We start from the raw sequence: 11,929 nt of genomic DNA on the forward strand, positions 1-11,929 counted from the left end.
AGAGCAGGTCCGTGACGAACAGAGGTGAGAGCCATGACCACATCTGAGATCTTCCGTCCATCGCACAGGCGTGCTACGACGTCGATCGACCGGCTGCCTGGTCGCGGCGGGATCATCGTGGGTTACACCGGATCGCCGGTGTCGGTCCGGGCGCTCGACGCAGTACTGAGGACGGCGGAGGCCGATGCCCGCATCGCTCTCATCTGTGCTGTCCGGCCCTTTCGTCCGCCTCGATCGACGACGGCCATGCACGACGCCCTGAAATCCGAGGCTTACCTGCTGTCGGATCGGGCGTCGACAGACGAGCTGATCCGCCGCGGAGTCGAGGCCGTGCACGCACATTCAATCGAGCCGGCGACCGCGATCGCGGTGGTGGGAGATCCGGTGACGGTGATCAGCCGTGCCGCAAGCCAGTTCGAGGCAGCGCACGTGGTGGTGGGGATGCGCGACGACCGGCCGACGAGTCAGGTACGTCGGATCGCGAAGGCGCTTCCGGACCACGTCGGCATGTTCGCGACGAACGGCGACACCCACATCAGTCTGGTGCGGTCCCGTCGTGCCCGACGCGTCGTCCGAACCCTCGCACCGCAAACCATCGGACGGGCCGTCGGAGCGTGACCGCTACCGAGCGCGGTCAGTCAGCTGTTGATCCGTCGCCAATCCCGCGGACTGACCTGGTACCTGTCCCGGAAGCGATGCGCGAAGTGGGTGGGGTCGGTGAATCCGTGCGCTCGGGCGACCGCGGCCACGGTCAGCTGCGAGCGGTCCAGGAGTGCATCGCGTGCCAGCTCCAGCCGCCGGCCGATGATGTAGTCGTGCAGACCCGGATCAGTTCCCTGCCAGGCCTTGTAGAGCGTGCGTACCGAGATGTTGTGGGCCAGAGCGATGGACGCCGCAGACAATTCGGGGTCGGTGATGTTCCGCTCGATGTAGCTTCGGACCCGATGCATGATGTCGGCCGATGCGCTCGACGGCTCACCGGGGGCATCGGCGGCGGCATCGAGAATCAGTGCGTGCGTGAGGAGGATCGTTGTCGAGTTCAGCTCGGAGAGCACCTCGGGGTTCGTCTCCGCGACCTCGCGCAACTCGCCGAGGAACGACAGGTACAGCTGGTACAGGTGGCTCGACGGCCGGAGCCTCTGGACGGCCTTCCGGATCGCCGAAGGCGGAAGGTTGAGGAGGCCGGTGTCGACGTGGACGACGGTCGACTCGCCGCGATCGACACGGCGGAAATCGTATGGGGCCGCCTGGTCGACGATCAACAGGGTGGCGACTCGGGAATCGACCGTCGCGACGACACCGTGCTGACGGTGACTCCACGACCCGGGTGAGACCGCGACGACTGCCACCCGGTCGACCGGACAGGCGCGGAGGCGAGAGTTGGTGACGGCCAGCGCGATCGGATCCGCCTCGAAGTGCATCAGTGACGTTCCGTCACCGACGGTCCAGCCGCTGACCCGTGCTCGGAACACTCGGTGTGGCGTCAACGGGGTGATGGTCAATCCCGGAGCGGTGCCGGCCACACGGAAAGCGTTGTGCAGTTCCGCGATCACAGCGCCGGCATCGACGGTGTCCGTATCGAGCAGCAACACCATGTGGGGACCCGTTACCCGTCGGAACGGTCGGCCGGGACCGATGAGCTGACCTGTCGCCATGCGCGCGGCGACAAGCCGTACATCATCCGAAATCGCCTGCTGAAGTGCGAATCGTTGGCGAAGCCCCAACGCCGCGCAACGGCCGACACCGTCGCCGATGCCAGCTCGGGCCTCGCCAGATCGTCGCGGGCTCGCGCGAGTCGCTCGGCGATGATCCATTGCTCAAGGCTGAAGTCCGCCGCGGCGCACAATTTGAACAGATGGCGCGGCGAGATGCCGTGCGCGGTCGCGATCGACTGCGGCCCGAGCTGCGGATCGCCCAGATGCTGCTTCACGTAAGAACGGATGCGCGGCAGCAACATCTCGGCCATCGCCCCGCGCGCGTAGTCGATGTCGTACGCCGACGCCACCAGGGTGCGGACGAGTTCGATGCCGGCCTCTCCCAGCGACCGAGCAGCGACACTCGATGTCAACGTCTCCGCGTGCACCGTCAACTGCGAGATGTAGTCGACCATCATCGCGGCGACGGGACTCGCGTGCAACCGATCGGCGGCCGACCTCATGACCTCATGGGGCAGTCCGACGGCGTCGATCGGCACGTGGAGGCATCGGGACGCACCGATCCCGTTGAGCCGGTAGTCGTACGGAGAGTTGAGATCCATCAGCATCAGCTCGTTCGGCCGGACCGTCCGCCGAATCCCGTACTGCTCCTGCTCGCCGACACAACTCTCGTGCATCGCGATGGCCAGCATCTCCCCGGGGCCGGTGGCGATCTGCTTTTGCGTGCGGATGAGCCGGAAGCCGGTCATCTCCGCCCGGAAGATACTGGCGTCCCCATATGTCCAGACGTCCATGCGTGAGCGAACTTCGGTGCGGTTGTCGAGACGAACCGTCGAGGGCACCGATTGCTCCTGCATGGCCACGCAGGTCGCTTCCACCCGATCGGTCGGGGAAAGCCCCTCGGTGCTGAACACGACTGTCATGGTTGCCCCGAATCATCTCCCGATCGGTCGTCCGCGACGCGCTCATCGACCGTCATCTGTTGCCATTCCTGTGGTGAGAGTCCGTAGGCGGCGGAGAACTCCTCGGCGAAGTGTCTCCGGTCGACGAACCCCAGGGATCTGCGTTGACCCGGACGCAACTCACGTCCTTCCCGGGCCATGAGGGCGCGGGCCATCCGGAGTCGCTCTGCCAGCATCCATCGATCGACGTCGAACTGCGCATCGGTTGCGAGTTGCCGGAGCTCGATGACAGGCACCCGTAGATTATCCGCGATCATGCCGACCGACAGGTCCGGATCAGTCAGATGACTGCGGACGAAGTCGGCGACCATGGCCATCAGTGCGTCCGGCCGGATTCGATGGGCTGGCTCGCGCACCGTGGCGAACAACCCGTGGACGAGTGCAGTGCTCGCCGCACCGACCAGATCCTCGGCTCGGGAGTCGGGAACCGGACCGGGCACGCACAGCCGCACGATGTGGCGCGCCAGGACGCGGTGGAGCGGACTCGCGCGAAGACGATGGCCGAGTTCCGACAACTCGCCGGGGCGTACACCGGCATCCTGCGCCGATACCCGGATGCTGCGAGCGGCCCCGATGCCGTGCCATCCCGCCGTGTACGGGGCGTCGAGATCGACGGCCATCAGATCGCCGGGGTGACAATCCTGCCGGACCCCATGCTGGTCGAGGTGGGATACCCCCTTCTCCTGTACCGCGATCGCCAACATGTCCGTGGGCCCGCGCCGGATATGTGACGACGTCCGCGACATCCGGTGACCGGTCGTCTGCGCGCGGAACACACTGACGGTTCCGTACTGCCACAGCTCCATCACGGCGGAGACATCACCGGGGGGATCGAACGTGACGCGGGCCGGAAAGGACTGCTGCTGGAACTCCGCGATCGTGGCGTCCATCCGCAGATCGGGGACGACGTCGGCGGTATCGAATACGACGACCACGAATCATCCTCCCCGGCCGAAACCGGCCACACGCGATCCGGAGAGACCGGAACGCGCAGCCCGCTCGAGGGCGATCACTGTTGAGATGCGCGGGCCGCCCTGAGCACCACAGCCGCCACGGCGCCCGGGCGAGAGACCAGAGACGCATGGCTCGCGTCGACCTCACTCGTCCGACCCTGTGCGGCCCGTGAGGACATGAATCGTTGCAGTGCGGGCGGGATGACGCGGTCCTGTCTGGACACCAGGTACCAGCTCGGTACCGTGCGCCACGACGGATCGCCCGACGGTTCGAGATTGGCACTGAGCGCGGCCGACTTCTGATGGGCGAACATGTCAGCGGCCGTCGCGGGGCTGACGTCTTGGGCGAAGATGTCGCGGAAATACGGGCGCGCGATGTATCCGTCGAGGTTCTTGCCTCCCGGGCCGGTGGGATCGTCGACGATCTTCAGTTGCAGCGCAGGCGGGAGCAATCGGCTGCCCGGATAGGTCAGCGGGTTGAGCAGTCCTTGGACGAATTCGCCCCGCGCCGGTGCGAACGCCGCGATGTAGACGTTGGCCACCACGTCGCGATCATGAGTGTTGGTGATGACCGCGCCGCCATAACTATGTCCCACCAACACCACCGGCCCTCTGATGCCGGCGAGTTGCTTCTCGAGAAGCGCCGAATCGTGGGCCGGTCCGCGCAGCGGGTTGTCGAAGGTCTGGACCGGATAGCCCTGGCCTCTCAGTGTGTCCGCAACGTCGCGCCAGCCGGTTGCATCCGCGAATGCGCCGTGCACCAAGACGATCGTCGGTGGCGGCGGGACCGCGGCGGCCGGTCCGGCGCCCAGACCGAGGACACCGAGGACGACGATCATGGCGGCCGCGGCACGCGTGAGCAACACCCGAGGCGACCGACGTGGCAGAACTGTGGACGGCATGACCTGAACACCTTTCGTGGTGGACCGACGCGGCACTGAAGCCGGCCCGCAGGAGCAGCTACGTGAGATCTCATTGTGAATGGCGCTGTCGGACTGTGCGCGCCGTTCGCACCGGCCACCAGTGGTCGTGCTGGCAGAGCACAAAAGTGTGCACAGTCAGCCAGGTTCTGCTGCAGCGGCGCCGATATCGTGACGGACAACCGGACGGAGATCGTCCAATCCCCTTATCGGCGAACATCTTCGGAGCAGAACATGACATCTTCGTCCTCCCCCGACACCGTTGTGCTGATCCACGGATTGTGGATGACACCGCGCAGTTGGGAACACTGGGTGCCCTACTACGAGAACAAGGGGCTGCGGGTGCTCACCCCGGCCTATCCCGGGTTCGATATCGAGGTGGAGGCGCTGCGGGAGAACCCGGACGTGATCGCCGACCTGACGGTCGACGACACCGTCGACCATCTGGCGGGAATCATCGAATCGCTACCGAGCCCGCCCATCCTCATCGGACATTCGTTCGGCGGCGCGTTGACCCAGCTGCTGGTCGACCGCGGGCTCGGTGCGGCCGCGGTCGTGATCGACTCGGCACCCACCGAAGGCGTGCTCGTGAACCCTCCGTCGCAGTTGAAGTCGTTGTTCCCGATCCTCAAGCGCCCTTCCAGTCGTCACAAGGCAGCAGGATTCACCCATGAGCAGTTCCAGTACGCGTTCACCAACACCTTGAGCGATGAGGATTCGCGGGCCGCCTACGACCGGTATGCGATCCCCGCACCCGGGGCGTGGGTGTGGCGTTACGGGGTCTTCGCGAATTTGACGCCGCGACATCTCGAGACCGCGGTCGACTATTCGCGAGACGATCGCGCGCCGCTGCTCTTCATCGCGGGCGGGGCCGATCACATCATGCCGCCGTCGGTGAACAGGTCCAATGCCCGTCACTACCGGAAGTCGTCGGCTGTCACCGACTTCCACGAGTTCCCGGGTCGGTCGCATTGGACCTGTGCCGAACCCGGCTGGGAGGCGGTCGCCGATCATGCGCTCACCTGGGCGCACTCCCAACTCGATGAGCCGACCGCGTCCTCGCCGCGTCAGTCCTGAGCTGTACCGACGCCCTTGGGTGCGCCGGCGGACATGAAACCGAACAAATATCCGGCAACCCGGCGCATCTGGATCTCGTCGGCACCCTCGGTGATGCGGTACCGGCGATGGTGGCGATAGATGTGCTCGAACGGTTCGTGCCGCGAGTAGCCACGTCCACCGAACACCTGCATGGCCTGATCTGCCGCGTCGCAGCACAACCGGTTGGCCTGGTAGTTGCACATGGAGACCTCTTGCGACGCCGCGAACGCACCGTAGGTGTCCATCTTCCACGCCGTTTCGCGGACCAGTGCCCGGAGCATCGCGGCCCGGGTGTGGAGATCCACGAGCGGAAACTGGATCCCCTGATTCGTGGAGAGTTTGCGGCCGAAAGGTGAGCGCTCGTTGGCGTACGCGACCGCTCTGTCGATGCAATACTGCGCGGCACCGAGGCTCGCGGCCGCTTGACGGATCCGGTTCTCGTTGAAGAAGTGCTGCACGATCTGCAGCCCACGCCCTTCTTCGCCGAGGATTGCCGAGTCCGGGACCCGGACGTCGCGCAGGGAGATGTGGGCGTGGTCAGTCGGCATGTTGAACGTCCACAGGTATTCCTCCACCGTGAACCCCTCAGATGCCGGGTCGACCAGAAACGCCGTGATGCCGCGTGCGTCACCGGCGTCGCCGCTGGTCCGGGCGAAGATGATATCCCGGTGCGCGGCGTGGATGCCGGTGTTCCAGGTCTTCTCCCCGTTGATCACCCAGGAGTCGCCCTCGCGGACCGCAACGGTCTCCATGTGCGTGGCGTCGGATCCGTGCTCGGGTTCGGTGATGCCGAACGCGAAAAATTTCTGACCGGACGCCAGGCCTTCGACCCATTCGTCACGCTGTTCGGGTGACCCGTACTCCAGCATCAGCAGCAGGCCGATGTTGTTACCGACGATGCTGTGTTCGTTCTGCAGATCGCAATGCAGACCGAGGCCCTTGGCGGCGAGATGCTCCCGGATGACCGCCATCGACAGATTGGAGCCATCGCGCCCACCGAACTCCGGGGGAACGGGTAACGGAAATGCCCCGCGGCGTCGGCGCGTCGCCGCACCTCTCCGAGCAGGGCCTCCCAGTCGGCACTCGGCAGTCCGTCCCGCTCCCAATCGGTGCGCGAATCCTCGCGGCGATGATCGAAGAATCGGACGTTGTCATCGGCCTGCTCCAAGGGAACGATCTCGGCGTCGATGAACGCGTCGAGTTCGGCCAGGTAGTCGGTCAATGACTCGGGCAGCGCGAAATCCATGGGGTCATCCTTCTGGTCGGTGGTCGAGCGGGACAACCGGTGGACTACGAGGCCACGCGCCGCCTGATGTCGATCGGCAGACCGTCCGCAGGCGTCGGGCCGGTTCCATAGGTGAGCTCCATCCGGTAATCGGAGGGAACCGACCATTCGAAGCGCTGCAACATCTGGTGCATGATCGACTTGACCTCCATGCCGCCGAAGTACAGGCCGATGCATTTGTGCGCGCCGCCGCCGAACGGTGCCCAGGCGAAACGGTGCACCTTGTCCTCACGACGGTCCGGTGCGAACCGCTCCGGGTCCCAGTGCGTGGGATTCGGCCACCATTCCTCACGCAGCATCGACGCCCACGGGTGAATCGCGACGAGCGTGTCCTTGGGCACGTAGTGACCGAGGATGTCGGTGTCCGCGATCGCCTTCCGGAAGAGCATGCCCACCGGGGCATTGATGCGCAGCGTCTCCTTGAAGGCAAGGTCGAGGCTGGGCAAGGAATCGATGTCGTCGTAGTCGAGTGTCGACTTTCCGAGGGCGAGGGACTCCTCTCGGAGCCTCTCCTGCCACTGCGGATACCGGCCGAGGAAATACGTGAGCATCGACAGCGCGATCGTGCTGGTGTCATGCGCGGCCATCATCACGAAGATCATGTGATTGACGACGTCCTCGTCGCTGAAGGTGTTGCCGTCCTCGTCCTCGCTGTGGCACAGAACGCTGAAGAGGTCACCGCCGTCGCCGGCCCGCCGAGCGCCGATCTCCGAGCGGAAGTACTGCTGCAGGGCCTCGCGACCGCGCAGACCGCGAGCCCAGGTCCAGTCGCGTACGTCGGCCCGGATGAGCGCCTGTCCACCGCGGACAGCGGCCTCGAACGCACTCTCGAGACGGTGTGCCTCTCCCTCGGTGAGCGATGCCCCGACGAACACCTCCGTGGCCAACGACAGCGTGAGGTCCTTGGTGCGTGAGTACATCGGGAAGCCCTTGCCGACCTCCCAGTTGGCCAGCGTCTTCTCGATGTGCGGCGTCATGATGTCGAGGTAACCGTTGAGTCGTGGGCGCGTGAATGCCTGCTGCAGGATCCGACGATGGTGCATGTGCTCGTCGAAATCCATCAGCATGATGCCGCGGCGGAAGAACGGCCCGATCATCGGTTCCCAACCCTCTTCGCTGGAGAAGGCCTTCTGCCGGTTCATCCAGGCACATTCGATGGCCTCCGGCCCGACCAGCGTCACGATGTTCATGTTCAGCGAACCGGACCACGAAACGGGCCCGTACTTGTCGTAACGCTTCATCGCGCTGGCAAGTGGGTCTGCCAGCGACTCGAGGGTGTTGCCCAGCAATGGCATGCCGGGATCACCCATCACCGGTTTCAGCCCGGACCCGGCAGGCGGCTCGGCCAGCGCCCGAGGCTTGCTGGGATACGCCTTGGACAGCGCGCCGAGGCCGGCCTGAAAGGTTTTCTTCGCGGATTGCACGGACGTCCACTCCCTAGTCTGATCGACCTCCACACGGGCGATCGACTGCCCGTGCACTCTTGAAACAGATTGTTGCATCTGTTCCAACCGGAGTCCAGGACCCGTTTCGACCCGATGTCCGCGGAGATTGCGTTGTCGTACTTCTGGTCAGGACGACGCTCCCACATAGTCGGCGAGATGGCTGCCGGTCAGTGTGGATCGGTCGCCGACCAGGTCGTTCGGCGTCCCCTCGAATACGATGCGTCCGCCGTCGTGTCCGGCGCCCGGACCGAGGTCGATGATCCAGTCCGCGTGGGCCATGACGGCCTGATGGTGTTCGATCACGATGACCGACTTCCCCGAGTCGACCAACCGGTCGAGGAGTTCCAGCAGTTGCTCGACGTCGGCGAGGTGTAGGCCGGTGGTGGGCTCGTCGAGGACGTACACATCGCCCTTGTCCCCCATCTGCGCGGCGAGTTTCAGGCGCTGACGCTCGCCGCCGGACAAGGTGGTGAGTGGCTGTCCGATGGTGAGGTACCCGAGTCCGACATCTCGGAGCCGGATCAGGATCTTGTGCGCGGCAGGCACTTTCCCGTCACCGGAGCCGAAGAACTCTTCGGCTTGGGCAACTGACATGGCAAGGACATCACTGATGTCTCGGCCGCCGAAGGTGTATTCGAGAACGTCCGCGGAGAAGCGTTTTCCCTCGCAGACCTCACACGGGGTGGCGACGCCGGCCACCATCGCGAGATCGGAGTAGATGACGCCTGCCCCTTTGCAGTTGGGACATGCACCTTCTGAATTGGCGCTGAAGAGAGCAGGTTTCACGCCGTTGGCCTTGGCGAAGGCCTTGCGGATCGGGTCGAGAAGACCGGTATAGGTGGCGGGATTGCTGCGCCGGGATCCCTTGATCGCCGCCTGATCGATCGAGACGACGTCGTCGCGCTTTGCCACCGAGCCGTCGATCAGGGAGCTCTTCCCGGATCCGGCGACGCCGGTGACCACCACGAGGACGCCGAGCGGGATGTCGACGTCCACATTCTGCAGGTTGTGGGTCGACGCGCCGCGGATCTCCAGAGCGCCGGTCGGGGTGCGCACGGAGTCCTTGAGGGTGGCCCGGTCGTCGAGGTGCCTGCCGGTGAGTGTGCCGCTCTTGCGGAGTTCGGCCACGGTGCCCTCGAACACCACCTCACCGCCGTCACGTCCCGCATGAGGGCCGAGGTCGACGACGTGGTCGGCGATGGTGATCGCCTCGGGTTTGTGCTCGACGACGAGCACGGTGTTGCCTTTGTCCCGCAACTGGCGCAGCAGATCGTTCATCCGGTCGATGTCGTGCGGATGCAGGCCGATCGTCGGCTCGTCGAACACGTACGTGACATCGGTGAGGGACGAGCCGAGATGCCGGATCAGCTTTGTCCGTTGCGCTTCGCCGCCCGACAGGGTGCCGGCCGGACGCTCGAGGGACAGGTAGCCGAGACCGATGTCCACGAACGAGTCGAGGGTTTCGCGCAGGCTGGTGAGCAACGGGCCCACCGACGGCTCATCGAGGTCCCGCACCCAGGCGGCGAGATCGCTGATCTGCATCGCGCAGAGGTCGGCGATGTTCTTGCCCTTGATCTTCGACGACCGTGCGGTCTCCGCGAGACGTGTCCCGTCGCACTCGGGGCAGGTCGCGAACGTGATGGCGCGATCGACGAAGGCACGGATGTGTGGCTGCATCGCCTCACGATCCTTGGACAGGAACGACTTCTCGATCTGCGGGATGAGACCCAGGTAGGTCAGATTGATCCCCTCGACCTTGATCTTCGTCGACTCCTTGTAGAGCAGATCGTTGAGTTCCCGCTTGGTGAACTTCTTGATCGGCTTGTCGGGATCGAACCACCCGCATCCGCGGTAGATGCGGCCGTACCATCCCTCCATGCTGTAGCCGGGAATGGTGAGGGCGCCCTCGTTGAGCGATTTGGAATCGTCGTAGAGCGCCGTCAGGTCGAAGTCCGAGACAGCACCACGGCCCTCGCATCGCGGGCACATGCCACCGGTGATCGAGAAGGTGCGGCGCTCCTTCACCGTGCGCCCTGCTTTCTCGATGCTCACTGCTCCCGCACCACTGATGGACGCCACGTTGAACGAGAATGCCTGCGGTGAACCGATATACGGCTTGCCGAGCCGGCTGAAGAGGATTCGCAGCATCGCGTTGGCATCGGTGGCGGTACCGACCGTGGAGCGCGGATTGGCACCCATCCGCTCCTGGTCGACGATGATCGCCGTCGTCAGTCCCTCGAGGACGTCCACATCAGGGCGGCCGAGGTTCGGCATGAACCCCTGCACGAACGCGCTGTAGGTCTCGTTGATCATCCGCTGCGACTCGGCGGCGATCGTGCTGAAGACCAGTGAGCTCTTCCCCGATCCGGACACGCCGGTGAACACGGTGAGCCTGCGCTTGGGGATGTCGAGGCTGACGTCCTTCAGATTGTTCTCGCGCGCGCCGTGCACCCGGATGAGGTCATGGGTGTCGGCGAGGTGTTCCTCAGACGACCTGTTCTTCGCTTTCGTGGCCGTGCTCATCGTGCCTCCATCTGGTCGCTCTGGTCAGGACATCTCCGGGTGACGGGCTCGGCGTCGATCCAACCATGTCCTGCGGCTTTGTCCGGTTCGTCGAGGTGAGTGTCCCGAACTCCTCGACGGTCAGGTGCCCCTCACGGAACCTACACATGACGGCCGCCCGTCAGCTGAGTTGGTTGATCCTGATCAAGTTGCCCGACGGATCACGGAAAGCGCAGTCGCGCACACCATATGGCTGATCCGTCGGCTCCTGGAGGACCTCCGCACCGCTGGCCTCGAGTCGCTCGAACAACACATCGAGGTCGTCGGTTGCCAGGGTGATCGCGCCGTAGCTGCCCTTGGCGATCAGTTCCAGGATGGTCTGGCGCTCCTCGTCGGTGATACCGGGATCTGCGGCCGGCGGATGGAGCACGATCGACGTGCCCGGTTGATCCGGAGGGCCGACGGTGAGCCACCGCATTCCCTCGTAACCGACATCCTTTCGGAGCTCGAAACCGAGCGTGTCGCGGTAGAAGCTCAGGGTCGCTTCGGGATCGGTCTGCGGAAGGAAGGTGTAGTGAATGGTGATGTTCATGGAGATCACCGTAAACGCGAGTCGGTGCCCTGCGCTTCTCGATTCCTGATCGGTCTGGTGATCTGTTTCGCCAGGCATGCCGGGATGCCGTCGATGGGGTCGCCGTCGTGGCGCTTGTAGGCGCTCGGCGACATCCCCACGAGTTCGGTGAAACGTGTGCTGAAGGTTCCCAGAGATGAACATCCGACCGCGAAACAGATCTCGGTGACGCTGAGATCGCCGCGTCGCAGCAGGGCCATCGCCCGCTCGATCCTCCGGGTCATGAGATACGAGTAGGGCGACTCTCCGTACACCCGACGGAACTCCCGGCTGAGGTGCCCGGCCGACATGTGCGCGCCGCGCGCGAGCGACTCCACATCCAGAGGTTGTGCGTACTCGCGGTCGATTCGATCACGGACGCGGCGCAGACGCGCGAGGTCGCGCAGGCGCTGATCGTCGGAAGACGTGCTGGTCACCCCTGCGATCGTGCCACGTGGACCGCGATTGCCCAAGCACGGTCGGTGGGACGTCATGCACC

General features: G+C 64.9%; 10 protein-coding genes and 1 pseudogene. 2 read left to right on the plus strand and 9 right to left on the minus strand.

Features of this window, described 5'->3' with window-relative positions; genetic code table 11:
• Window positions 1–33: 33 nt before the first annotated feature.
• Window positions 34–618, plus strand: a complete 585-nt coding sequence (locus tag GTV32_RS04195; RefSeq protein WP_161059071.1) for a universal stress protein — start codon at window positions 34–36, stop codon at window positions 616–618.
• Between the two features lie 20 nt (window positions 619–638).
• Here GTV32_RS04195 and GTV32_RS04200 read toward each other — a convergent pair whose 3' ends face one another.
• The 4 genes from GTV32_RS04200 to GTV32_RS04215 all read right to left on the minus strand — a co-directional run bounded on the left by GTV32_RS04200 (window position 639) and on the right by GTV32_RS04215 (window position 4,409).
• Window positions 639–1,595: an AraC family transcriptional regulator gene (locus tag GTV32_RS04200; protein WP_161059072.1), complete on the minus strand. Its 957-nt coding sequence runs from the start codon at window positions 1,593–1,595 to the stop codon at window positions 639–641.
• Between the two features lie 11 nt (window positions 1,596–1,606).
• Window positions 1,607–2,569 (minus strand): helix-turn-helix domain-containing protein, encoded by a 963-nt coding sequence (locus tag GTV32_RS04205; protein ID WP_161059073.1) that lies wholly within the window; start codon window positions 2,567–2,569, stop codon window positions 1,607–1,609.
• Between the two features lie 5 nt (window positions 2,570–2,574).
• Window positions 2,575–3,552 carry a hypothetical protein gene (locus tag GTV32_RS04210; RefSeq protein WP_161059074.1) on the minus strand — a complete coding sequence of 326 codons (978 nt, stop codon included), beginning with the start codon at window positions 3,550–3,552 and terminating at the stop codon, window positions 2,575–2,577.
• A gap of 74 nt (window positions 3,553–3,626) precedes the next feature.
• Window positions 3,627–4,409 carry an alpha/beta hydrolase gene (locus GTV32_RS04215; RefSeq protein ID WP_161062325.1) on the minus strand — a complete coding sequence of 261 codons (783 nt, stop codon included), beginning with the start codon at window positions 4,407–4,409 and terminating at the stop codon, window positions 3,627–3,629.
• Window positions 4,410–4,724: 315 nt separating this feature from the next.
• Between GTV32_RS04215 and GTV32_RS04220 the strand changes: the two genes are divergently transcribed.
• Window positions 4,725–5,567 carry an alpha/beta hydrolase gene (locus GTV32_RS04220; RefSeq protein WP_161059075.1) on the plus strand — a complete coding sequence of 281 codons (843 nt, stop codon included), beginning with the start codon at window positions 4,725–4,727 and terminating at the stop codon, window positions 5,565–5,567.
• On the opposite strand, the pseudogene GTV32_RS04225 reads toward GTV32_RS04220, so the two are convergent.
• The 5 genes and pseudogenes from GTV32_RS04225 to GTV32_RS04245 form a co-directional block, all read right to left on the minus strand.
• Window positions 5,558–6,834: pseudogene (locus GTV32_RS04225) on the minus strand (acyl-CoA dehydrogenase family protein). The gene GTV32_RS04220 and the pseudogene GTV32_RS04225 overlap by 10 nt on opposite strands.
• A 44-nt stretch (window positions 6,835–6,878) precedes the next feature.
• Window positions 6,879–8,297 carry a cytochrome P450 gene (locus tag GTV32_RS04230; RefSeq protein ID WP_343287206.1) on the minus strand — a complete coding sequence of 473 codons (1,419 nt, stop codon included), beginning with the start codon at window positions 8,295–8,297 and terminating at the stop codon, window positions 6,879–6,881.
• Between the two features lie 147 nt (window positions 8,298–8,444).
• Window positions 8,445–10,841, minus strand: a complete 2,397-nt coding sequence (locus GTV32_RS04235) for an excinuclease ABC subunit UvrA (protein WP_161059077.1) — start codon at window positions 10,839–10,841, stop codon at window positions 8,445–8,447.
• Window positions 10,842–11,001: 160 nt separating this feature from the next.
• Window positions 11,002–11,412, minus strand: coding sequence for a VOC family protein (locus tag GTV32_RS04240; protein WP_161059078.1), 411 nt, complete (start codon window positions 11,410–11,412; stop codon window positions 11,002–11,004).
• A gap of 5 nt (window positions 11,413–11,417) precedes the next feature.
• Entirely contained in the window at window positions 11,418–11,867 is a 450-nt protein-coding gene (locus GTV32_RS04245; RefSeq protein WP_161059079.1) for a helix-turn-helix transcriptional regulator, read from the minus strand.
• Window positions 11,868–11,929 lie beyond the last annotated feature (62 nt).

Origin of the sequence: Gordonia sp. SID5947 (assembly GCF_009862785.1) — a bacterium.
Classification (GTDB): domain Bacteria; phylum Actinomycetota; class Actinomycetes; order Mycobacteriales; family Mycobacteriaceae; genus Gordonia.